This window comes from Barnesiella sp. An22, assembly GCF_002159975.1.
GTDB classification, from domain to species: Bacteria; Bacteroidota; Bacteroidia; order Bacteroidales; family Barnesiellaceae; genus Barnesiella; species Barnesiella merdigallinarum.
The window spans coordinates 189,850-213,983 of sequence record NZ_NFJR01000005.1 but is presented as its reverse complement, the minus strand read 5'-3'; the positions used below and the strand labels follow the sequence as shown (position 1 = coordinate 213,983).

The following is a 24,134-nucleotide window of genomic DNA, read 5'->3' as shown; positions in this document are numbered from 1 at the left end:
TTAGAAAATTTATTCATGATGTATCGTCGTTTTTGGGGCGTACTGCTCACTGCGCTTATGTGGATGGTGGGAGGTTCGTTTCACACTTTTGCTCAATATTCGATGGACTACGCGGTGTCGATGGTCGGTAATGCCGGTAGTGGCACCTTTGCTCCCTATTTTTTGTCGGCTAACAAGCATGGTTTGGTAACTCACAGTAAGAGCGGTTATTTGCGAGCCGCCTTGTCGCGCGACATCGATATGAGCAAGCGCTTCTCCTATGAGTTCGGTGTCGATTTGGTAGGGATGCTTTCGTCTACTTCGCCGGTGGCCTATTACGATGTAAATCAGGGTCTCTTGGAACGTTGCCCCCGGGTCTCCTCGTTCCGCATTCAACAACTGTATGCCGGCATCAAATATCGCAAGATTTTCATCTCGGCCGGGAATCGCGAGTTGACCGACCCGGTTGTCAACTTCGAGTTGAGTTCCGGCGGTTTGGTCTGGTCGGGCAATGCCCGTCCTATTCCTCAGGTGCGGGCCGGCTTTATCGACTTTGTCGACATCCCCTATACGAAAGGGTGGGTACAGATCAAAGGTGACATCGCCTATGGTAAATTCATGGACAGCGATTATGCCCGGGAGCATTACAACTATTACAATTTGTATATCACTACCGGAGCCTTGTATCACCACAAGTCGATTTCGTTCCGTACCAATCCCGACAAACCTTTTGTGGTGACTATCGGTGCCGAGTTGGCTGCCCAGTTCGGAGGGACTCGTCGCTATTATGACAAGGGGGTACTGATTGACTCGCTTACGATGAAAAGCCCCACGCGACTGAAAGATTTCCTGCAGGTTCTGGTTCCGACCTCGGGTGACGGCAGTACCAATCAGGGCGATCAGGCCTATTACTATGGCAACCACGTGGGGCAGTGGAACCTGTCGGCACAGTATACCTTTAAGGACAAATCGTCTATCCGGGGGTATTTCGAATGGTATTACGACGATGCTTCGGGCATGGGCAAGCTCAACGGCTGGGACGGCTTGTGGGGTATCGAATACAAGAGCGGTCGCGAGAACTGGCTCTCCGACGTGGTGGTCGAGTATGTCGACTTTACCAATCAGGGCGGCCCCTTGAACTGGTGCCCGACCGATTATGCAAGTCCGGTATTGACGACCGAAGCAACGGGTTATGACGACTATTACAACAATTACTTCTATAATGGTTGGACTCATTACGGGCAGTCCAACGGTACCCCGATGGCCAAATCGACCTTGTATAATACCGATGGTTATCTGAAGTATAAGTTTAATCGTATGCGTGGGGTACACGTAGGGGCCATGGGATATATTACCCCCGAGTGGCGATACAAAGTGTTGGCTTCGTACCGGACTTCGTGGGGGTCGTTGCAGCTCCCGCTGGCCGATACCCAGCACGATTTGTCGGGATTGCTCGAGTGTCATTACACGCCTGCGAAACTCGCGGGGTGGAGTTTCTCGTTGTCGCTGGCCGGCGACAAGGGCAAGCTGTATGGCGACAACTGGGGTGTTGCTATTGGAATCAAGAAGAGTGGAATTTTAACGATTGGGAAATGAAAGGAATAATAGATATAGTACGCCGCGTTTTATTGGGCGTTTTATTGGTTGTAGCCGTCACTTCGTGTACGCAGAACGATGGATATATAGGTCCTATTTTTGGCAAGTGGCAGCTCACCGAGATGTGGGAGGGGCAAACGATGACTCCTCACGACAGCATTTACTATAATTTTCAGACAGATATTATAATGTTACAACTCGTCCATCGAAATGGAATAGAGAATACAACCGAAAATTTTTATGGAAATTATGTACAAGAGAATGGCGAGTTACGCTTTAGTATTGTAGAGCCTTCGTGGTTCCCTGCCGTATTCCCGCCTGTATTCAATTTGAAGCCGATGGGCATCGACAATGTGAATGTGTTTCACATCGAGACGTTGAACTCGTCGAAGATGGTGCTCACGCGAGGCGAAGACGAGCGCTTTGTCTTCCGCAAATTCTGATTGTAATTGTTTTTTTACAGATAGCGGATTTCCCGGTTTTCGGTATCGTCGGGGAGTTGTTGGGGATAGATTTTGACAAAACCCGAACGTGGGTCGAAAAGGTCGCCCAGGTTTTTGGTCTTGTTGCCCCAAAAGACGATACCGTTCAGATCGGTTGTCAGACGGGCCGAATAACGCTTGGGCTTGATGAGAATCGAGCCTGTCAGCCGGTGCTTGTAGAGCCATACGAAGCAGGTGTTAGCTTCCACGCCGCGAGTCAAATATCCCACGACTGTACCCATGGGTGTCTCGGTTCGGACCGACGACTCCAATTTGACAATGCGATGGGTGAAGATTTCGGAAAATCTCACATCCTTGAAACGCTCGATCGATACTCGCTCTCCGGTCTCGGTCATCAGCCATATACCTTCCCAATTATCGATAGGGGCCGTATCGAAGTAGTGTCGGGCACTGGCCTCGCTGTACCCTTCGAGAATGAAGCTGCGATAGGGCGGTTTGTCGTCGTAGCGGCACTCTTCGTCGGCTATCGACGAAGAGCTCAGGATGAATCCCGCACACACCAGAAGCCAGGCCGCCGCTTTCATCAGAACTTGTAGTTAAATCCGAAACTGAGCAACTCTTTCAACTGGAAGTGCCCCAAGTCTTTGTTCAAGGCCAACGCATCGTCGTAGCGCAGGTGCACAAACAGTCGCGTCGAGAAGAAGCGGTTGAGTATGAAGTCGAACGTATTTTCCCAGTCGCCCTGCACATGGTCGTAGCTGGTAAAGTAGAAGAGGCGGCAGGTCCACACCATGTTGTGGTAGAACTCCCACTTGATGCGACCCTCGAACGACGAACCGTATTGGTTCATGCTCTTGCCCGATTTGATGCCGAAGCTACTGGGGTCCATATCGTTGTCGATGATGAACTGCAGGTTGTAGGAGAGGGGCGAGAGCGATATCGACGTCTCGAACTGTTTCTTGTCGTTCTTGTACTGGTACGACATACCTAAACCGATATTCAACTCGGCCGGCGACAGGAAGGCAGCCACCTTGTCGTTGGTGTTGGCCGTATAGCTCGAGAGGAACTGGGTCTTGAAGTTGAGGGTGGCCGTGTAGTACCATTTGTTGTAAGCCTTGAGACCGAATTTCGAGTTAATCTGGAACAGGTCCTCGCTCACACGCACCGAGCGCAGCGTGTCTTCGGGGGCGCTGTTGATATTCAAACGCCATTGCACCAGGTTCTCGAACAGGATGCGCTGCTCTTTGGGGTCGTTGTATTTGATGGAGAACTGTTGGTCGCTCAGCAGGTTCACGTTGCTGGTTCCGCCCTGATACCAGTTCTCCGATACATAGACCTGCGAGAACTGTATGGCCGACTGGAAGTTGACGACCCAGCGTTTCAGCTTTATCTTCTCCTTGCCCACATCGTTTTTGATGATAAGCGGTTTCTCCTTAATCGAGAGTACATGTTTCACCGGGTCGTTTTCGATGATGTATTGCTTGGGAACCTCGGGCAGATTGTCGAGGTTGTAGTGAATCATCTTCGGATAGTTGACAATCACATAGTTCTGTGCCATTTCGCGAGTCTTCTCCCGCTCAATCTCCCGTTGCAGCCACTGGTCGTTTACGGTGAGCGAACGGGGCTTGAAGGGGTTGTTGTCAGCCTCCGGCAGATGTTGCAGCGGGGTCGACATCTGTTCCTTGAATACGATGGGAAGGAACAGCGGGTTCACCGGAATTTCGTTCGAACCCTGTGCCGCCTTTATGCTGTCGGCATATTCGAGCATTCGCAGCATCTTGATGACCGGCAACATCTGTTCGGTCGTGTCGGTCTCCATCAACGAGAGCAGCCTCTTGTCGGCCTCTTGCTGGTATTGTATCGAGTCAAAGGGAGTAACCTGTGCAGGCCGTGCTGCCAGGCTGTCGGCTACAAGGGTGGTATCGGCCGGCAAGGGCTGAGCGGCACTGGCCGTACTGTCGGCGGGAGCTACGGTTGTGGCCGATAAACCGGTTACAGAAAGAATACCGATAAGAAGTGTGGTCATTCGTGAACCCATAGAGTCGTATATATTTTGTCGTTTGTAAATCCATGTCTCGGAGCATGAAACCCCGGCAGGACATTTTCCTCTTGTTAAATTATTTTACAAAGATAGCAAAAGGTGAGCGACAAGCAAAAATGCTAGCATTATTTGCTTGGCCGAACCGCCATCTTTCTTCGTGTAACAAAGATAGCAAAAGGAGAGCGCAGAGACAAAAGAAAACGTAGTTTTCAATTTTGATTTTGCCGAACCGCGCCTGTCTATCCAAAGATAGCGAAAAGCGTGCGGAGTGGCAAAAAGGAAACCGGGTTTTCTCATCTGCAAATAATTCTCCGGTACATTATGCAGGTATGTAGATTATTTTTCTTAATTTTGTGCCCCGTAGTGTAAATACATAAAACCATATTTTATCGTGGAAACTAAATATATATTCGTTACGGGAGGTGTAACCTCGTCGTTGGGAAAAGGTATTATTTCGGCCTCTTTGGCCCGGTTGCTTTTGGCTCGTGGATATAAGGTGACGATTCAGAAATTCGACCCCTATATCAACATCGACCCGGGTACGCTGAACCCTTATGAACATGGAGAATGTTATGTGACGGTTGACGGCCATGAAGCCGACTTGGACTTGGGCCACTACGAGCGGTTCACCAATACGCCCACGACCCGGGCCAACAACATCACGACCGGCCGCATCTATCAGAATGTGATCGACAAGGAACGCCGTGGCGATTATTTAGGAAAAACGGTACAAATCATTCCGCACATCACCGACGAAATCAAACGCAACATCAAGTTGCTGGGCTCGAAAAACCAGTTCGACTTTGTGATTACCGAAATCGGTGGCACCGTGGGCGACATCGAGTCGTTGCCCTATCTCGAGAGCGTGCGTCAGTTGCGTTGGGAGTTGGGCAAGAACTGTGTGTGCATACACCTCACCTATGTGCCCTATATCGCTGCTGCCAAAGAGTTGAAGACCAAACCTACCCAGCACTCGGTAAAACAGTTGCAGGAGGTAGGTATCCAGCCCGATATTCTGGTGCTGCGTACCGAGCACGACCTTTCGCTGAACCTGCGCAAGAAGGTGGCCCTCTTCTGTAATGTAGACCCGGCTGCCGTCATCCAGTCGATCGATGTACCCACGATTTACGAAGTGCCTTTGAAGATGCACCAGCAGCATCTCGACGAGCTCGTGCTCACCAAGACCGGCCTGCCCATCAATGGCGAGCCCCATTTGGAGCCGTGGATGAACTTCCTCCACCGCATGAAAAATGCCACCGAAACGGTTCGTATCGGTCTGGTGGGTAAGTATGTCGAGTTGCCCGATGCCTACAAGTCCATCAACGAGTCGCTCTTCCAGGCCGCTACCTACAACGACCGCAAGCTCGATTTGCAATACATCCACTCCGAGAAGCTGAACAGCGGCAATGTCGACGCCATGCTCTCGTCGCTCGACGGTGTGATTATCGCTCCGGGGTTCGGACAACGCGGTATCGAAGGCAAGTTCGTAGCCCTCAAGTATGCCCGTGAGCACGATATACCTACCTTTGGTATCTGCCTGGGTATGCAGTGCATGGTCATCGAGTATGCCCGCGACGTGATGGGGCTGACCGATGCCAACTCGACCGAGATGGATGTAACCACCAAACACAACGTCATCGACCTGATGGAGGAGCAGAAGAGCATCACCAACATGGGCGGAACCATGCGTCTGGGTGCCTACGACTGCGTGCTGGCCGAGGATTCGATTGCCGCCAAGGCCTATGGTACCACTCACATCCGTGAGCGTCACCGCCACCGTTTCGAGTTCAACAACGAGTATCGCCAGGCCTTCGAGGATGCCGGCATGCGTTGTGTGGGCGAAAACCCCGAAACTCACCTGGTCGAGGTGGTCGAGGTTCCCTCGTTACGCTGGTATGTAGGTGTGCAATATCACCCCGAGTACAACAGCACCGTGCTCAATCCCAATCCCATTTTCGTCGATTTCATCAAAGCCGCAATCTCGAAAAAATAAATTTTTAGTAATCTCAAAACTGAAGAATGGACAAGAACACGATTTTAGGTCTTGTACTGATGGTAGTGGTCGTGCTGCTCTTCTCGTGGTGGATGCAGCCATCGCCCGAGCAGTTGGAAGCTCAACGTCGGTACAACGACTCTATTGCTGCCGTCGAGGCAGAACGTATGGCCGAGGCCGCTGAGGCAGCCGCTCCGGCTCAAACCGATACCCTCTCGCCCGAGATGGCCGACTCGCTCAAGCAGGCCGGTCTGGTGGCTCAGTTTGGCGAATTTGCTCCCTGTGCCGAGGGTACCGAAGAGTTTACAACTCTCTCGAACAACAAGGTGACCCTGAAGTTTTCGAACAAGGGCGGCCGCCTCTACGAGGCCGTGCTCAACGATTATATGGCCTACGACTCGACGCAGGTGACTCTCTTCACCGGCAACGAAAACGACTATGGCTTCATCGTGCGCACCAATGCCCGGGTAATCGATACCCGCGACCTCTACTTCGAGCCGGTAGTCAACGACAGTACCGTAGACATGACGCTGACACTGGCCAACGGCAGCCGGCTGGGTATCCGCTACACCTTGCCCGAAGACAGCTATATGCTCAAGATGGACATCTGGCAGAAGGATATGGACCGGGTCATCCCCTCGAGCGTGGTCTACTGGGATTTCATCTGGGACCAGACGATGCGTCGTCAGGAGCAGGGACGTATGTTCGAGGAGCGTAACAGTGCCCTCTATTACAAGTTTGCCGGCGACGACGTAGAGCACCTGAGCGAATCGGGCAGCGACGACGAGAAGGCGACCACCAGTCTCAAATGGATCGGTTTCAAAAACCAGTTCTTCTCGACCGCCTTCATTGCCGACGGCAAGTTCAACGACGGAGCCTTCACTTCGGAGTCTTTCAAAGAGGGTAAGTACCTGAAGCGTTTCCACGCCGAGAGCACCATCGACTACGACTCGAAAGAGCCGCAGGTGGCCGGTTTCAACATCTTCCTGGGACCCAACTCGTACCCCCTGTTGTCGTCGTATGACGACGGCCGTTCGGGCGACCAGACCCTCGACCTCGACAAACTCGTGCCGCTGGGCTACAAGTTCTTCCGCTGGATCAACACCCTTATCGTCATCCCGGTCTTCACCTTCCTCGGCAAGTTCTTCAGCAACTACGGTGTCATCATTCTGTTGTTGACGATTTTCATCAAACTCGTCCTCTTCCCCTTCACCTACAAGTCGTACAAGTCGCAGGCCCGCATGCGGGTACTGGCTCCGCAAATCAAGGAGATTAACGACAAGTACCCGGGGCAGGAGAATGCCATGGAGCGTCAGCGACTCACGATGGACCTGTACAGCAAGGCGGGTGTCAACCCCATGGGTGGCTGTCTGCCGCTGCTGTTGCAGATGCCTATCCTCATTGCCATGTTCACCTTCTTCCCCTCGTCTATCGAGCTGCGAGGTGAATCGTTCCTGTGGGCCAAAGACCTTTCGACCTACGATGCCATCGTAAGTTGGGATACCTACATACCGCTCATCACGCCTTACTTCGGCAACCACATCAGCCTTTTCTGTCTGTTGATGACCATCACCAACTTGATTTATACCAAAATCAACATGCAGAACACGGCCGGCCAACAACAGATGCCCGGTATGAAATTCATGATGTACCTCATGCCCATCATGTTCCTGGTATTCTTCAACAACTATTCGGCCGGTTTGAGCTACTACTACTTCCTCTCGTTGTTGATTACCATTATTCAAACCTACGCTTTCCGTAAGTGTATCAACGAAGAGAAGGTATTGGCCGAGCTGAAAGAGAACCAGAAGAAACCCCGTAAGAAGAGCGGCTTCATGGCTCGCCTCGAAGAGGCTCAACGCCAGCAGCAGGCTGCCCTGCGCGAGCAACAGAAACAACGTGCCAAACAGCAACGTCGCCGTTAAGCCGTTTTAGATATTTTATATGGGAGAGGCGCTCTCCCGAGTAGGGGGCGCCTCTTTTTTTTCGTTATGACTATTGAAGTATAGTATAGAATAGCCATGCGATTGAAAAAGTTCATTTGTCTCTTTACCGCTGTTTTGAGCCTTTCGCCGCTTGCGGCGCAAGAGGTTGTCTCCAACCATTCGGTTTCGGTCGAACTGGCCGGATTGATGTATGCCTATGAGTGCCCGCTGGGCGACCGGTTTTCGCTCGTGACCCGGGTCGGAACTCAGGCCGGCATCCAATATGCGTCGTATAGCAGCTTTTGGGGCGAGTGGGAACACCGCTGGAGCGTGGGCCTCTATCCGGTCTTCTCGGTGGAACCGCGCTACTATTACAACCTCTCGAAACGCTACGAGGCCGGGAAGAATGCGTTCAAGAACAGCGGCGGATTCCTCTCCTGCAATCTGCAATACTATCTGCCGCCCTATTATCGCCGGCATGTCGATAACTCGGGAGGTTTCGTGATGACTCCCTTTTGGGGATTCCGTCGGGTGTGGTACCGTCACCTGCTGTTTGAACTGGGCGGGGGGCTGAACCTCGCCTCGACCGATTTCAAGAGCGTGTCGGTAGGCCCGGCCTTCAACGTGCGGCTGGGGTATCTTTTTTAGTCAGTCATTTACAGACATACTTTGACAGCCTGGCCCGAGGTGACTACGATATAGGTTTGCCCGGGTTGGGAGTTTGTTATTGTTGTGCAGCCGCTCTCTGCCACCGTGCTTTGGATAAGCCGTCCCTTGAGGTCATATACGGCAATGGATTGGCCCGGAGCGACACCCTCGACCTGAATAAGACTGTCGCTGGCAAAGATGCGGATTCCGTCGTCTGTTGCCGGCTCTACGGTCGAGGCGCCCCGCCGGTAAATCTTGTAGGCCGCCATGCCGTTGTTGGGTGCCAGCAAGTAGACGATGGCATAGTCGTCGACATACTCCACGCACAGCGGGGTGGTGAGGTTGGCATTGGCTCCACGTCCCATGGCCGGGGTGGTGTTGCCGATAACAGTAGCTTGTGCCAGTCCGCCGGTAATGTTGAATACTTTGAGAATGCCTACCTTATTCTCGGCCGAGACGAAAATCTCTTTCCCGCCTAATGTGAAGCATACGGCACTCGAAGCATCGGTGGCCGGTCTCTCTTCGCCGAACTCACCGATTACTTCGCCGTTGAGGTTGTAGAGTTTGCGGGGGCAGTATTGTCCGGTGATGAAGAACGAACTCGCATCGCGGATGACCGCTTGCGAAGCGGGGGCCGTCATGCCGTGACCCGGTATGACGCGAGGCTCGCCAAACGTACCGTTGGCAAAGGGTATGATAGCTGCCATTCCCGAGTTCCCGGCTGTGGCCAGATAGCCCCCTTCGGCCGAATAGAAGGCTCCGGTGGCAGCCAGATAGTCGGCCTCGCCCAATCCCGGTACGGGCAGGGCAAACTGTTGTACGATGTCTCCCTGTTCCCGGTCGCACTGTGCGATATAAAGTGTATCGGAATCGCCACCGGTACCACCCAGCAGCATGGCTCCGTCGTCGGTAATGGCCAGTCCGCTCATCTTGCGGCCCGAAAGTCCGGTGTCGTGTTCTGCGATGAGGGAGCCGTCGGTTCCGTCGACTACCACGAAGCGGCCCGTCTCGCGGTTGGGTATGTAGAGTTTCCCCTCATAAACACCCATTGCGTTTTGTCCTTCGGCCGTGAGGTAGGAGAGTTCGCTTTTCCGTTTCGACCAAAGCGACGAAATACCCACCGAGATGTCGGCCGTGATGTCCGATAGCTTGAAGTAGTCGGTCGTCATCATGTCGCACCCGTAGTCGTAGTAGGTGAGGAAGTTGCTCTCCGAGTTGACGGTCCACACGTTTACCTTCAGTCCCGCATCGTGAAACTGCTTGACGGCCTTCTCGTCGAAATAGCCTATTTGTATGTCTACGTCGAATCCCTGTTCGACACACCAGTCGAAGTGGTTGGCCCAGTATTGGCCGGTGAGGAATTGTATCTGTATCTCGGGGTAGTTGCTGCGAATGTATTCGAGGCATCCTCTCATCGACGAGAGTATCACCGCCTTCTCGGCAAGACCCTTTTCCCGGATGAGGCCGATGAGACCGGGTATCTTTGAAAAGTCGTTGTTGCCCGATTCGTTGGAGTGTATGCCGGTGCACCATTTCAGTTCGATTACGGGGAAGCAGTCGTACTGGTTGCAGATGTCGAGATACTCGGCCAGCGTGCAGAGTCGGCCGGTATAGGTTTCATCGCCGCGGGTCTGGCTCAACTCCAACTCCTGAAGCGAGGCGAGGGTAGAGCCCTCGATCGAGACCGAATGGCCCAGGCGAGACAAATCGTCGTCGTGCGAGATTACATATTCGCCGTCGGCCGTAATCTTGATGTCACACTCCAGGCCGTCGTATCCGGCCCGGGCTCCGTTGACAAAGGCTTCGGCCGTGTTTTCCACGCCCCAATAGCTGCCCCGGTGGCCCACCAGTTGCGGCTGGGCCTGCAACAGGCTCGGGGTCAGAGCCAGGCAGGAGAGGGCGATGAGAATCTTTTTCATGGAATGCAGGTTTTTTGGTTTGTTCAAAAATAATGAAATTTTTATATACAATATCAAAAAGCCGGGTAAATCTTCTTACACACCCCGGGGATGGTCGAGTTACGTTTGTATGTGGCTATGGAGGATGTTACGGAATAAATGGTCGGCCGGGTGCACATCGTTCTAGGAAAGATGCCGAATGGTGGAAAAAACGAGAGAGGCCTCCGTTCCCAGCCGGGAATACGGAGGCCTCTCGCTATATAAACTAAACCTATGGCTCGATCAGTTGTTTTCGGGGCGCAGTTTGCGCACGGTAACACCGGCTTGCCACATTTCGCTGTCGCGCAACTCCTTCAGCTCCTTGTTCAACCCTTCGCGGTATCCCTCCTTGCTGTTGGCGTCGATCGAGCGTTGAGCCTCGTTACCCTTGGCTACCTCGTCATACAGCTCTTCGAATACCGGTTTGGTGGCGTCGCGGAAACGCTTCCACCAGTCGAGGGCACCCCGTTGAGCCGTGGTCGAGCAGTTGGCATACATCCAGTCCATACCGTTCTCGGCGATAAGGGGCATGAGCGACTGGGTGAGCTCCTCGACGGTTTCGTTGAAGGCCTCCGAGGGGCTGTGGCCGTGAGCCCGCAGGGTGTCGTACTGGGCGGCAAAAATACCCTGGATGGCTCCCATGAGGGTACCGCGCTCGCCGGTGAGGTCGGAGTAAACCTCGCGTTTGAAGGTGGTCTCGAACAGATAGCCCGAGCCGACCCCGATACCCAGAGCCAATACTTTCTCCTTGGCGTGCCCGGTCGCATCCTGGAATACGGCGTAGCTCGAGTTGAGGCCGCGGCCTTGCAGGAACATGCGGCGCAGACTCGTACCCGACCCCTTGGGGGCTACCAGTACCACGTCGACATCGGCGGGAGGCACGATGCCTGTACGCTCTTTATAGGTGATGGCAAAGCCGTGCGAGAAGTAGAGCGTCTTGCCCGGCGTGAGGTGCTTCTTCACCTGCGGCCACACCTCGATTTGTGCGGCATCGGAGAGCAGGTATTCGATGATTGTGCCCCGTTTGCAGGCCTCTTCGATTTCGAAGAGCGTTTCGCCGGGTACCCAGCCGTCGGCTACCGCCTTGTCCCAGGTCTTGGAATTTTTACGCTGGCCTACAATCACCTTGAAGCCGTTGTCGCGCAGGTTCATGCTCTGTCCCGGGCCCTGCACGCCATACCCGATAACGGCGATTGTCTCGTTCTTGAGGACTTCTCTTGCTTTCTCCAAAGGAAACTCTTCGCGGGTAACTACGTTCTCGTCAACACCGCCAAAATTCATGATTGCCATGTTCTTTTACGTTTTGAGGTTATGGAATTTGTATTTATCTGTTTTCAAAAATGATTCGTCCTTTGCAATAGATGGTCTGGTCGTCGCGTATCTCGAGGGCGAAGTTGTCGGGCGCCTCCTCGGCTTTGAGCAGTTGCAGCGGGGTGCCGTAACGGGCCTCGTTGGCATAGCTGATTTCGAAGCGGTGCACCTGCTGGCGGTCGTAGCGCTCGAGGTCGAAGAGGTCGAGCAGATGCTCGATATACTTCACGCTGTTGACGTGCCGGTTGAGGTCGATGTCGATGTATCCCACGCGATGCGTGGCGGGATGGTCGTCGTGCACGTCGCGCACTCGCGACTGCTTGTCGATGGGGCAGGGACGGTCGGTGATGTTGCGGGCGATGTAGTCGAGCTGGCTGAGGTCGACCGATGCCCGGGTCTCCAGGTCGATTACCACCCATATCGTGCGGGCATAGCCGCAGGGGGTTCCGTCGGCCCCGTAGATGGCAAAGTTGCGCGACGAGAAGTGCTTGTTGTACCCCTCGATCCAAGTCTCGAGCGTGTAGTTCTCGTGGATGCGTGGGTAGCGGGTCATCTCGATACTCAGTCGCGAGAGTACCCACACTTGCCGCTGTTTGATGAGGTCGCTGTACCCGATGCCCCACGATTCGGCATGCAGCGTGGCTACCTCGAGTATCCGCTTCACCAGCAGGGGCAAGGGCAGCTCCTGTTGGGCATTGGCCTCGGCCGGTTCTACCGTATAGCTGTGGGTGTAGACCGGCTGGACGGGCGATTCCGAAAGTGCTTGATTCTCTTTCATAGTTGGTTCTGGCGATATTGTTGTTCTTGTAAAAACAGGCTTACGTGCTCGACCGTCGATTTGGTGATGGCCACGCGGCCCGACCGCACGAACTGCATCACCTCGTAGCGGCTCAGCTCCTCGAAGAGGGCTTGGGTTTCGTCGGTATGCCCCGATTTCTCGATGACCGTGTAGGTACGGTTCACCTCCAGGATGCGGGCGTTGTGTTTCCGTATCAGCTCCTCGATACGGCTGTCGTCGAGCAGCTTGTCGGTAGGCACCTTGTAGAGGGCCACCTCTTGGAATACGATTTCGTCGTCGGTGTAGAAGAAGGCTCGCAGTACGTCGATGCGTTTCTCGATCTGCTTGACCAGCTTCTCCATTGTTTCGCGGTCGCTGTATGTGGTGATGGTGAACTTGTGTATCCCCTCGGCGGCCGAGGCCGATACCGACAGGCTCTCGATGTTGAGCTGTCGACGGGTGAAGATAATCGAGATTTGGTTGAGCAAGCCCACCTGATTCTCGGAGTAGACGGTTACGGTATATAATGTTTTGTCTGTCATATCGTTATTCATATTTTTCGGTAGCGTTGAGCATGATGTGGGTTACACAGGCTCCGGCGGGAGTCATGGGGAATACCATACCGTCGGGGTCTATTTGTACGTCGAGCAGGTAGGAGCCGCGGTGAGAGAGCATCCGTTCGATGGCATCGTCGAGCTCCTCGCGGGTGGCTACCCGTTCGCCGTCTATGCCGTAGGCTGCGGCTATCATTGTAAAGTCGGGGTTGAGCATGGGGGTCTCGGAGTAGCGGTGGTCGAAGAAGAGGGCCTGCCACTGCCGCACCATGCCCAGAAAGTTGTTGTTGAGGATGATGATTTTCACATCGATGCCGTATTGCATGATGGTGCCCAGTTCCTGGATGGTCATCTGTATGCCCCCGTCGCCGGTAAAGAAGCAGACGGTGCGGTCGGGGTTGCCTATCTTGGCGCCGATGGCTGCCGGCAGACCGAATCCCATCGTGCCCAGACCGCCCGAGGTGACGAGGCTGCGCGGGTGCTTGAACCGGTAGTAGCGGGCCGACAGCATCTGATTCTGGCCCACGTCGGTTACCAGAATGCTCTCGTTGCCGGTTGCCTCCGATACCTTGCGGGCCACCTCGCCCATGTTCATGAGCGGCTTTTGCGGGTGTATCTCGGGCTCGATGACCTTGACGCGCTCCGCCTCCTCGCAGGGGACAAACGACTCGAGCCACTCGGTGTGGCGGGCCGGTTCCACCTTCGGGAGCAGGGCCTGCAGCACGGCCCGGGCGTCGCCCAATACCGACACGTCGCACTTCACGTTTTTGTTGAACTCCGAGGGGTCGATGTCGATGTGGATGATGCGGGCCTGTCGGGCATACTGGTTCACGTCGCCCGTTACCCGGTCGTCGAAGCGCATGCCTATGGCGATGAGCAGGTCGCATTCGTTGGTCTTGATATTGGCCGCCACGCTGCCGTGCATGCCCAGCATGCCCTTGTAGAGCGGGTGGTCGGTAGGGATGGCCGAGAGACCCAGCAGGGTGCAGCCCACGGGGATGTCGGCCTTTTCGGCCAGAGCGGCCAGTTCGGCTTCGGCCTGGGCGATAATCACGCCCTGTCCGGCCAGGATAAGGGGTTTGCGGGCCTGGTTGATGAGGCGGGCGGCCTCATCGATTTCGGCCGGCTTGATGGCCGGGTAGGGGTTGTAGCTGCGGATGAACTGGCAGGGCTGGTAGTCGAAGTCGGTCAATCCCGTCTGGGCATCTTTGGCAAAGTCGAGCACTACCGGGCCGGGACGTCCGTTGCCGGCAATGTAGAAGGCGCGGGCCACGGCCCAGGCAATCTCGTCGCTGCGGCGTATCTGGTAGCTCCATTTGGTGACCGGCTGGGTGATGCCCACCACGTCGGTCTCCTGGAAGGCGTCGGAGCCCAGCAGCGACGAACCTACCTGCCCCGTGATGACGATGAGCGGCGTGCTGTCCATCATGGCATCCGACAGGCCGGTGATGATGTTGGTCGCCGCCGGTCCCGAGGTGACCAGCACGACACCCGTCTTGCCCGATACCCGGGCGTAGCCCTGGGCGGCGTGGGTGGCGCCCTGCTCGTGGCGCACGAGTATGTGGTTTATCTGGTCGCGATAGTCGTAAAGTACGTCGAATACCGGCATGATGGCTCCGCCCGGATACCCGAAGATGTATTCTGTCTGTTCTGCAATCAAGGCTCTGATGAGCGCTTCTGCTCCGCGTATTTTTTCTGTTGCCATAATCGTTTCGTAGATTTTAGAGGGGGATTAGATGAGTCGAACGGCACCTTTGTCGGCCGAGCTGACCAGGGCCGCATAGGCCTGCAGGGCTTTCGATACGGTGCGTTGCCGTTGCCGGGGGGTGAAGGCCGCCTGGCCTCGCGCCAGCTCTTCGGCGCGCCGCCGTTCCAGTTCGGCATCGTCGACCAGCAGCTCGATGCTTCGGTTGGGGATGTCTATCTCGATGAGGTCGCCGTCGCGTACGAGACCAATATTGCCTCCCGCCGCAGCCTCGGGCGAAATGTGGCCGATCGACAGTCCCGAGGTGCCGCCCGAGAAGCGTCCGTCGGTAATGAGGGCGCAGGCCTTACCCAGGTGTTTCGACTTGATGTAGGAGGTGGGGTAGAGCATCTCCTGCATGCCGGGGCCACCCTTGGGGCCTTCGTAGGTAATCACCACTACGTCGCCGCTTTCGACCCGACCGCCGAGTATCCCTTCGCAAGCCTCTTCCTGCGACTCGAATACTTTGGCCCGGCCCTTGAAGTGGAATATCTTTTCGTCGACACCGGCCGTCTTGACGATGCAGCCATCCTGGGCGATGTTGCCGAAGAGCACGGCCAGGCCGCCGTCTTTGACATAGGCGTGTTCGAAGTCGCGAATACAGCCTGTGCTGCGGTCGGTATCGAGGTCGTTGTAGTAGTTCTCTTGCGAGCCCAGTACCAGGTTGAAGCGGTTGCCCGGTGCACTGTGCCACAACTGTTTGGCCTTGGTCGGGCATACGCCGTCGCGTATGGCATAGGCTTCGATGGCCTCGGCCAGTGTGTGGCGGTCGACCCGGTGCACCGAGGTGTCGATGAGTCCCTCGTCGGCCAGAATAGCCAGAATCGAGAGGATACCGCCGGCCCGGTTCACATCCTGTATGTGGTAGTGCGAGTTGGGGGCCACCTTGCAGAGTACCGGCGACTTGCGCGAGAGCCGGTCGATGTCGCTTATCGTGAAGTCGACATCCGCCTCGCGGGCGATGGCCAGCAGGTGCAGCACGGTGTTGGTCGAGCCGCCCATGGCGATGTCGAGCGTCATGGCGTTGAGGAAGGCCGCGCGGGTAGCTATCGAGCGGGGCAGCACGCTCTCGTCGCCGTCGCGGTAGTAGGCCTGGCAGTTTTCGACAATCTGTCGGGCCGCTTCGACGAAGAGCCGTTCGCGGTTGCGGTGCGTGGCCACGATGGTGCCGTTGCCCGGAAGGGCTAGCCCGATGGCTTCGTTGAGGCAGTTCATGGAGTTGGCGGTAAACATGCCCGAGCAGGAGCCGCAGGTGGGGCAAGCCGCATGTTCCACGCGGCGCACCTGCTCGTCGTCGATGCTCTCGTCGGCCGATTCGACCATGGCGTCGATCAGGTCGAGGCCCCGTCCGTCGAGGTGTCCGGCCTCCATGGGACCGCCCGATACGAAGAGGGTGGGGATATTCAGCCGCATGGCTGCCATGAGCATGCCCGGCGTTATCTTGTCGCAGTTGCTGATGCACACCATGGCGTCGGCCTTGTGTGCGTTGACCATGTACTCCACGCTGTCGGCGATGAGGTCGCGCGAGGGGAGCGAATAGAGCATGCCGTCGTGTCCCATGGCTATACCGTCGTCGATGGCGATGGTGTTGAATTCGGCGGCAAAGCACCCCAGTTTCTCAATCTCCTTTTTGACCGTCTGTCCGATTTCGTGCAGGTGTACATGCCCCGGGACAAACTGGGTGAACGAGTTGACTATGGCAATGATGGGGCGTCCCATCTGCTCGGCCTTCATACCGTTGGCCCGCCACAGGGCCCGGGCTCCGGCCATTCGCCTGCCGGCCGTACTGGTTGTGCTTCGTAACTGATGTTTCATCGTATCTACTGTTTACAAAAAAAAGAAAAACCTTTCCGCGCAGGTGGAAAGGTTTTACAATTACTCTTGATTGTTTATAACTATGAATTGAAGTAACTACATACGCCTTTCCACCTTACCGACTCACGACAATAAGTTCGCTAATAATAATCGATAGAGAAATGACATGTAGTATCATAATCATCATGCTGTGTGATTAAATGGTATTGCAAATGTAAAACTCTTTCGTGAAATAAGCAAGAGTTTTGAAAGAAAATTTGTGGTTGAAATTTAATTTTGCTTTTGTTTTGCTTGTTTTTGCAACAAGAAGATATATAATAATGTGTCTTTGCCAAAACTCCTCAACCGGAGTGTAGCCCTCGGGTGTGCATCTCGCCGGCAAATAGAGGGGATTTGAAAAAATAAAGTGTATATTTGCAGTGCCTTATTACGATAACGAGATAGGTATAAAATCCATATAATTCGGGGAACCTTGAGAATGCGACGTTTCATAACAGCCTGTGGAGTAGCCATCGCCTGTGGGGTGTTGGTGGCGTGCAGTCCTACCCGTCATGTCCCCGACGGCAGCTATCTGCTCGACCATGTGAAGATAGAGACCGATGCGAAGGCGGTGAAACCCTCGGATCTGAAGTCGTATCTGCGACAGGAGCCCAACCACCGGATGTTCGGCCTGTTTCGTTTCACGCTGGGGCTCTACAACCTCTCGGGCAACGACTCGACCAAGTGGTTCAACCGCTGGGTGAGAAATGCCGGAACCCCGCCCGTCATCTACGACCCGATGCTGATGGAGAACTCGCGCCTGCAGATGGAGAAGGCGATGTTCAACAAGGGCTATATGTCTGCCCGGGTCGAGGCCGATACCACTTCGCGGGGCAAGCGCATGGATGTGGTCTATCGCGTGTCGGCCAATACGCCGCACTATATAGCCAATGTCGATTATCACATTGCCAACGATACTCTGTCGCGGCTGATCGAGCGGCGGTTCTCGAACCATTCGCTCTTGAAGAAGGGCGACAACTTCGACCGGAACGTGCTCGACGAGGAGCGGCAGCGCATCTCCGACATCTTGCGGAGCGACGGTTTCTATGCCTTCAACAAGGAGCTCATCACCTATACGGCCGATACCGCCGACCACTCCAAGGCGGTGAACCTGACGCTGAACATACGGCCCGATTCGATGGTCAACACGTCGGGTTATCGACCTTACGAGCGCTACTACATGCGCAAAATCTATTTCGTGCTCTCCTACGACCCTACGGCTACCGATGCTATCGACGTCTCCAACGCCGGGGAGTACAAAAACTACTATTTCATCGAGGGCGATCACCCCTATATACGTCGCGAGACACTGGTCGAAAACTGCTTTATCCGGCCGGGGCTCCTCTTCAGCAGCCGCGATGTCGACAACACCTATACCGCTTTCGGCCGGTTGCACATTGTCAAGTATGTCAATATCCGTTTCGAATCGGCCGGTCGAAGTGTCGAGGGGCGTAACGAGCTCGACTGCTATATTCTGCTCAGCGAGGACAAGCCTCAGTCGGTTTCGCTCGAGGTCGAGGGTACCAATTCGGAGGGAGACCTGGGGTTTGCCGTGGGGGCCACCTACGAGCACCGCAACATCTTCAAGGGTTCCGAGACCTTTTCGACCAAGGTGCGCGGGGCCTACGAGAGTCTCTCGGGCGACTTGAGCGGACTCATCAACGACCGCTACACCGAGCTGGGGGGCGAGGTGGGCATCACCTACCCGAAGTTTCTCTTTCCCTTTCTGCGTACCGATTTCCGTCGGCGCATGAAGGCCAGCACCGAGTACAGCGTGAACTTCAACTTCCAGCAGCGGCCCGAGTATACCCGTGTCATCTGGGGCACGGCCTGGAAATACAAGTGGACGACCAATCGCGGATTCTTCCGCCACAACTACGACCTGCTGGATATAAACTACGTCTATCTGCCCCACAAGACCGACGACTTCCTCGAGACCATCGCCCCCGACAACCCGCTGTTGCGGTATAGTTACGAGGATCACTTCATCATGCGCATGGGGTATACCTTCTATTGTTCGAACCTGAACCCCTCCAATCCCGTGCAGCGTCGCACCAACGTCTATACGCTGCGGGCTGCCGGCGAGGTGGCCGGCAACGTGCTCAACGCCTTTTCGCGGCTCACCTCGAAGTCGCAGCCGACCGACGGTTACAAGATATTCGGCATCCGCTATTCGCAGTATGCCAAGTTCGATTTCGATTACAGCTTTACCCACCTGATCGACGACCGCAACTCGGTGGCTTTTCACGTGGGGGGCGGTATCGGTATTCCGTACGGCAACTCCGATATTCTGCCTTTTGAGAAACGCTACTACTCGGGTGGTGCCAACAGTGTGCGGGGGTGGTCGGTGCGTACGTTGGGCCCCGGTAGCTACAATGGCAACAACCTGGTGTCGGAGTTTATCAACCAGTGCGGCGACATCCGGCTCGACATGAATCTCGAGTATCGGGCCAAACTTTTCTGGAAAGTCGAGTTAGGCGCCTTTATCGATGCCGGCAACATCTGGACCATTCGCAACTACGAGGCGCAGCCCGGCGGGCAGTTCCGACTCGACTCGTTCTATAAGGAGATTGCGTTGGCCTATGGTCTGGGCATTCGTCTCGACTTCAGCTACTTCCTCTTGCGGTTCGACTTGGGTATGAAAGCCTATAACCCGGCTGCTGGACAGGAGCATTGGGCCATTGCTTCGCAGAATTTCAAGCGCGACTCGGCCTTTCACTTCACGGTGGGGTATCCCTTCTGATGCACGGGCTTGGGGGTGTAGCTAAAAAAAGTAGATTCTTATATTTGGAATATCGCGAAATATCCCTAACTTTGCAGCACTTTTCTATGAAAGGTCGGTTGAGTAGCTCAGCTGGATAGAGCAACAGCCTTCTAAGCTGTGGGTCTTGGGTTCGAATCCCAACTCAATCACCTCGAGGGAGCAAGCATTTCGTTTGCTCCCTTTTTTTATGGCCCAATCTTCAAAGCCCCCGGGTGGCAGGCTGGTATTGCCTGTACAAGGGGCTTGGCATCGCATTCGGGCGATATGTTCAATCGGGAATAGAAGTAGTGGGGTAATGTGCTTTTTCGTGAGGCGTATGTATAGCGCATGCAGCGGCCATTGATAGGTGTGCCGGTTGCCGTTACGTGTGGGGTGTTGTGTTTGATAAGAGGCGTAGAGTGGCGGTTATGCGCCCAGCGAGTCACACTCGTCGCTGCCACCGCCCACGCTGCCCACTTTTACCTGTTTGCTCGACTTGAATACCAACATGTCGGCCACCAGGTAGTTGAATACACCCGAGATGAGCAGGGCGGCGAGATTACAGTAGACTACATTCCACTCGAATATCTTCTGGAAGATGAGAAGGAATACCATCTTGATCAGGAATCCTGCACCCGACGAAAGATTGAATACCAGGAATCTGAGGCAGAAATCGCGTGTGGAGCGATGTCCCAGACGACTTTTCCAAATCCAGAAGTAGGAGCACATGAAGTTGCTCAGTACGGCAAATTCGAAGCTGATGGTGGGTGAGAGTATGTATTTGCCGAAATAGCTGGTGAATATGAAGTGGTCGCATATCCATAGCACGAAGGTGTCGACCCCTGTACCAAACAGGCGGCTGACCACGAATTGCAGATAGATGCGTAGTTTCAATATTCCGGCTTTCACGACCTTTTCGCTTCGTTACTTATTTCTGGAAGGGTTTCAACGGGTCTTGTTGCGACAGGGCGCGGCGGTCGGTTACGAATTGCACGAGCCAGGCGATGAAGAGGAAGCAGGCGATGAAGAGGCCGGCTACATCGAACAAGCCCAGTGTCTGGCCGCCGATAGTCCATTTGATATCTTCGAGCGAAGTATATATGAATATGGTGTTAATCAAGATGATAACCAGTCGCAATTCGGTGGGGCCCAGTTTACCGTAGGTAAGCAGGAATTTGCCTTTGACGATGGTCGAGATATAGGTATAAATCGAGAGCACCAGATAACCGGCCAGTACCAGCATGGCTACATCGAGGCGGAACATCGGCGACAAACCGGCACCGATACACATGATGCAGATGGTGATGGCATCGAGCGAGTGGTCGATAAAGAATCCGTAGACCGGGCGTTGCGTATTGCGCACACGTGCCAGCGTGCCGTCGAGGCTGTCGCCGTACCAGTTGATGAACAGACCCAGTGACGAAAGCCACAAGTAATTCTTATCGATATGTGCCAGTATAAAACCGACTGCGCAGATGACTGCACCCAGCAGACCCGTATAGGTGAGGAAGTCCGACGTAACCCACGAGGGCTGACGTTGAGCCAACCAAACTAATGCTTTTTTCTCTGCTGCATTGAGCAGAGAGGTCTGAATCCTTTCTGATGTTTCTTTCCCCATATCCTAAATTTTGTACAAAAGTACAGATTATTTGGAAAACCGAGTAAAAAAAATCCATGAATTTACAGGGGTGTGTAAAAGATTTGAAATTTCTGTTTCGGTTCGGTGAAGCTCTCTGGCAAGGCTTTTGTCAATTTAGGACCAAAGTCCCTTGTCATCGGCATTCTGTGAGATTCTGGCTAATCGTTTTTATATGAGAAGATTATCGTTTCGGCGATTTGGGCATGCGGCAAGCAATAACCTTTTGTTATGGAAAGTAAAAAAGAATGATAATCAAAATCGGGTTTTACTTGTTATCTTTGTTACACGAATAAAGGATGCACTTGGCATAGTCAAACTGGAAAACTTCGGTTTTCTTTTGCTTCTGCACGGCTCTTTACCTATATTCGTCATGTAGTTCAAATACGAAATACAGAACTTAAAATAAAAACGATTATGGAATTTTTGACAAACGAGAAATTGACGATCGTCGGCGCAGCCGGCATGATCGGTTCGAACATGGCTCAAACGGCCTTGATGATGCACTTGACTCCCAATGTATGTTTGTACGACCCGTATGCTCCGGCTCTCGAAGGGGTAGCCGAGGAGTTGCGTCACTGTGCTTTCAAAGGGGTGAACCTGACCTATACGAGCGATGTGAAAGAGGCTCTTACGGGTGCTGCTTACGTGGTATCGTCGGGTGGTGCTGCCCGTAAAGCCGGTATGACTCGTGAAGACTTGCTCAAGGGTAATGCCGAGATTGCTGCCGAATTTGGTAAAAACCTGCGTGCCTATTGCCCCGATGTGAAACATGTTGTCGTTATCTTCAACCCGGCCGATATTACGGGCCTCATCGTTCTGCTCTATTCGGGTCTGAAACCTTCGCAGGTATCGACGCTTGCCGCTCTCGACAGCACCCGTCTGCAAAGCGAACTGGCCAAATATTTCCATGCCGTTGCCGACGAAATCGAGAATTGCCGTACCTATGGCGGTCATGGCGAGCAGATGGCTGTCTTTGCCTCGACGACCAAGGTGAAGGGTACGCCGCTCACCGACCTGATCGGTACCGACAAGTTGCCTGCCGAAGATTGGGAGAAGATTCGCCATCAGGTAGTACAAGGCGGTAAACACATTATCGACCTGCGTGGTCGCTCGTCGTTCCAGAGCCCGGCTTACCTCTCGATCGAGATGATTGCCGCCGCCATGGGTGGAAATCCCTTTACCTGGCCGGCCGGTGTGTACCTCTCGGAAGGGAAGTTCAACCACATCCTCATGGCCATGGAGACGATTATCGACCGAAACGGCGTTCACTACAACCCCGTTTACGGTACGCCCGAGGAGGAGAAGGAACTTGAGAACAGTTACAAACACTTGTGCGAACTGCGCGACGAAGTGATTGAAATGGGTATTATCCCGCCCATCGCCGAGTGGCACAAGCTCAATGCCAACATCGACTGATTGCCGGTTTGAGAGAGATAGCCCCGTGTGAGGGGTAGAAACAGAATAGCGGTCTCGAGAATGAACTCGAGGCCGCTATCTGTTTTTATCAAATTGAAGAGGTGTGTTGTGTACCTTTAGCGTCCGAAGTTGAATATCGTGGACGGCGTGTGTTCACGGTCCATGATGACCTTCAGTTCCTCTACCTTGTCGGGGTAGGTGTTGGCCAGGTTATTGTCTTCGTGGGGATCTTCGTCGATGTTGTAGAGCTCGTGGGTAGGATTGCCGTTCTTGATATTCTGGCGTATCAGTTTCCATTCACCGGCTCTCACGGCCTGGCGTCCGTTCTCTTCGTGAAATTCCCAATAGAGGAACTCATGCTGTTGTTGCTCGCCTTTACCGGTGAGGGTAGGGAGTATCGACAAGCCGTCCATGGCCTCGTCGCGCCAGTTGGGACTTTCGCCCAACAGTTCGACGAAGGTTGGCATCATATCCCAGCCGGCAGCCATCAGGTCGGTAATCGAACCGGGTTGAATGGTTCCGGGCCAGTAAGCGATGTAGGGTACACGCATACCGCCCTCGTACAAGGCGCGTTTCAATCCTCTTAGCCGCTCTTCGGTGTTGAAGAATGTGGGGTCGGCACCGCCTTCGTTGTGAGGGCCGTTGTCGCTGGTGAAGATGAAGAGGGTCTTCTCGGCGATACCCAGCTCTTCGAGTTTGTCGATGATTTGGCCTACATAGGTATCGAGGCGGGTAATCATGGCAGCGAACTGGGTGCGCGGGTCGGTCGCCGTTCCGTAGTCGCCGTCGTTATACCAGGGTTTGGGCTCCTGGAATTTGCCTTTATACATGTCCACAATGCTGTCTTGCGGCTGGCGCAGCTCGGCATGCGGGATGGTATAGGTGAAGTAGCCGAAGAAGGCTTTATCCTTGTTGTCTTCGATGAACTTCATGGCATGCTCGTGGATGGCATCCTGCGAGTAGCGCCCGTTTTGATTCTCCTTGGTCTTGTTGTTCCACAGATATTCGGGGTAGTAGGAGTGGGCCTTGCGCTGGCAGTTGTAGCCGTAGAACACGTCGAAGCCCATGTCGTTGGCTTCGCCACCAGAGCCGGGATAGCCCATGCCCCATTTGCCGAAGCAGCCGGTTACATACCCGTTTTTTTGGAACAAGTTGCCCAAGGTCTCTACGTTCGGGTCGAGCGGTTCCTGCCCTTCGGGCTGAATCTCTTTATTGCCACGGATTTTGGTGTGGCCGGTGTGTTGGCCGGTCATCAACGAGGCTCGCGAGGGGGCACTCACGGCGGTGCTGGCGTAGAATTGGGTGAAGGTCATACCCTGGTTGACGAGCCGGTTGAGGTTGGGAGTCGAAATCATTTGCTGGCCATAGGCCTCGATGTCGCTGTATCCCATGTCGTCGCAGAGCAGGTAGATGACGTTCGGACGTTCGGTCGTGGCTACGGCATCTCTTTCTTGGGCAAAGCACATGCCTGAGGTGAGGAGCAGGCCGCTGGCCGGATATATAAATTTACTGGTATTCATGTTGGTATGTTTG

Annotated in this window: 18 protein-coding genes and 1 tRNA gene; 8 read left to right on the top strand and 11 right to left on the bottom strand. The window is 54.3% G+C overall.

Going from position 1 to position 24,134, the window contains the following annotated elements; all coding sequences use genetic code 11:
* Window positions 1-15 precede the first annotated feature (15 nt).
* The gene (locus B5F38_RS07375; protein ID WP_087408638.1) at window positions 16-1,575 is read left to right on the top strand and encodes a capsule assembly Wzi family protein; all 1,560 of its coding nucleotides are present in this window, start codon (window positions 16-18) and stop codon (window positions 1,573-1,575) included.
* Window positions 1,572-2,018, top strand: coding sequence for a lipocalin-like domain-containing protein (locus B5F38_RS07370; protein WP_087408637.1), 447 nt, complete (start codon window positions 1,572-1,574; stop codon window positions 2,016-2,018). Before B5F38_RS07375 ends, B5F38_RS07370 begins: the two co-directional genes overlap by 4 nt.
* A 14-nt stretch (window positions 2,019-2,032) precedes the next feature.
* Here the strand turns inward: B5F38_RS07370 and B5F38_RS07365 are convergent, their stop codons facing one another.
* Together B5F38_RS07365 and B5F38_RS07360 are read right to left on the bottom strand one after the other, a co-directional pair.
* Window positions 2,033-2,602 (bottom strand): hypothetical protein, encoded by a 570-nt coding sequence (locus tag B5F38_RS07365; protein WP_087408636.1) that lies wholly within the window; start codon window positions 2,600-2,602, stop codon window positions 2,033-2,035.
* The gene (locus tag B5F38_RS07360; protein WP_087408635.1) at window positions 2,602-4,056 is read right to left on the bottom strand and encodes a DUF3078 domain-containing protein; all 1,455 of its coding nucleotides are present in this window, start codon (window positions 4,054-4,056) and stop codon (window positions 2,602-2,604) included. Before B5F38_RS07360 ends, B5F38_RS07365 begins: the two co-directional genes overlap by 1 nt.
* A gap of 391 nt (window positions 4,057-4,447) precedes the next feature.
* Here B5F38_RS07360 and B5F38_RS07355 point away from each other — a divergent pair, with 391 nt between their 5' ends.
* The 3 genes from B5F38_RS07355 to B5F38_RS07345 all read left to right on the top strand — a co-directional run bounded on the left by B5F38_RS07355 (window position 4,448) and on the right by B5F38_RS07345 (window position 8,625).
* Entirely contained in the window at window positions 4,448-6,052 is a 1,605-nt protein-coding gene (locus B5F38_RS07355) for a CTP synthase (RefSeq protein ID WP_087408634.1), read from the top strand.
* A 26-nt stretch (window positions 6,053-6,078) separates the two neighbouring features.
* Window positions 6,079-7,977, top strand: a complete 1,899-nt coding sequence (gene yidC, locus B5F38_RS07350) for a membrane protein insertase YidC (protein ID WP_087408633.1) — start codon at window positions 6,079-6,081, stop codon at window positions 7,975-7,977.
* Between the two features lie 102 nt (window positions 7,978-8,079).
* A complete protein-coding gene (locus B5F38_RS07345; RefSeq protein ID WP_143240932.1) occupies window positions 8,080-8,625 on the top strand; it encodes a hypothetical protein in 546 nt (181 codons plus the stop codon).
* Between the two features lie 8 nt (window positions 8,626-8,633).
* Here the strand turns inward: B5F38_RS07345 and B5F38_RS07340 are convergent, their stop codons facing one another.
* From B5F38_RS07340 to ilvD, 6 genes are all read right to left on the bottom strand, one after another.
* Window positions 8,634-10,544 (bottom strand): glycerophosphodiester phosphodiesterase family protein, encoded by a 1,911-nt coding sequence (locus tag B5F38_RS07340; protein ID WP_087408631.1) that lies wholly within the window; start codon window positions 10,542-10,544, stop codon window positions 8,634-8,636.
* A 261-nt stretch (window positions 10,545-10,805) separates the two neighbouring features.
* Window positions 10,806-11,852 (bottom strand): ketol-acid reductoisomerase, encoded by a 1,047-nt coding sequence (ilvC, locus tag B5F38_RS07335; RefSeq protein WP_087408630.1) that lies wholly within the window; start codon window positions 11,850-11,852, stop codon window positions 10,806-10,808.
* Between the two features lie 34 nt (window positions 11,853-11,886).
* On the bottom strand, window positions 11,887-12,651 hold the full coding sequence (locus B5F38_RS07330) for an acyl-ACP thioesterase domain-containing protein (RefSeq protein ID WP_087408629.1): 765 nt from the start codon (window positions 12,649-12,651) through the stop codon (window positions 11,887-11,889).
* On the bottom strand, window positions 12,648-13,193 hold the full coding sequence (gene ilvN / locus B5F38_RS07325; RefSeq protein ID WP_087408668.1) for an acetolactate synthase small subunit: 546 nt from the start codon (window positions 13,191-13,193) through the stop codon (window positions 12,648-12,650). Before ilvN ends, B5F38_RS07330 begins: the two co-directional genes overlap by 4 nt.
* Before the next feature lie 4 nt (window positions 13,194-13,197).
* Window positions 13,198-14,910: a biosynthetic-type acetolactate synthase large subunit gene (gene ilvB / locus B5F38_RS07320; protein ID WP_087408628.1), complete on the bottom strand. Its 1,713-nt coding sequence runs from the start codon at window positions 14,908-14,910 to the stop codon at window positions 13,198-13,200.
* 27 nt (window positions 14,911-14,937) lie between these two features.
* Complete coding sequence (gene ilvD / locus B5F38_RS07315; RefSeq protein ID WP_087408627.1) at window positions 14,938-16,764, bottom strand: dihydroxy-acid dehydratase; 1,827 nt, start codon at window positions 16,762-16,764, stop codon at window positions 14,938-14,940.
* A gap of 478 nt (window positions 16,765-17,242) precedes the next feature.
* On the opposite strand from ilvD, the gene B5F38_RS07310 reads away from it, so the two are divergent.
* Both B5F38_RS07310 and B5F38_RS07305 read left to right on the top strand, forming a co-directional pair.
* On the top strand, window positions 17,243-19,546 hold the full coding sequence (locus B5F38_RS07310) for a BamA/TamA family outer membrane protein (RefSeq protein WP_087408626.1): 2,304 nt from the start codon (window positions 17,243-17,245) through the stop codon (window positions 19,544-19,546).
* A gap of 96 nt (window positions 19,547-19,642) precedes the next feature.
* Window positions 19,643-19,716, top strand: a tRNA-Arg gene (locus tag B5F38_RS07305).
* A gap of 256 nt (window positions 19,717-19,972) precedes the next feature.
* Here the strand turns inward: B5F38_RS07305 and B5F38_RS07300 are convergent.
* Both B5F38_RS07300 and B5F38_RS07295 read right to left on the bottom strand, forming a co-directional pair.
* Window positions 19,973-20,455: a GtrA family protein gene (locus B5F38_RS07300; RefSeq protein WP_241147826.1), complete on the bottom strand. Its 483-nt coding sequence runs from the start codon at window positions 20,453-20,455 to the stop codon at window positions 19,973-19,975.
* 19 nt (window positions 20,456-20,474) lie between these two features.
* Window positions 20,475-21,164: a CDP-alcohol phosphatidyltransferase family protein gene (locus B5F38_RS07295; protein ID WP_087408625.1), complete on the bottom strand. Its 690-nt coding sequence runs from the start codon at window positions 21,162-21,164 to the stop codon at window positions 20,475-20,477.
* 435 nt (window positions 21,165-21,599) lie between these two features.
* Here B5F38_RS07295 and B5F38_RS07290 point away from each other — a divergent pair, with 435 nt between their 5' ends.
* On the top strand, window positions 21,600-22,601 hold the full coding sequence (locus tag B5F38_RS07290; RefSeq protein ID WP_087408624.1) for a malate dehydrogenase: 1,002 nt from the start codon (window positions 21,600-21,602) through the stop codon (window positions 22,599-22,601).
* Between the two features lie 116 nt (window positions 22,602-22,717).
* Here B5F38_RS07290 and B5F38_RS07285 read toward each other — a convergent pair whose 3' ends face one another.
* Window positions 22,718-24,121, bottom strand: coding sequence for an arylsulfatase (locus B5F38_RS07285; protein WP_087408623.1), 1,404 nt, complete (start codon window positions 24,119-24,121; stop codon window positions 22,718-22,720).
* Window positions 24,122-24,134 lie beyond the last annotated feature (13 nt).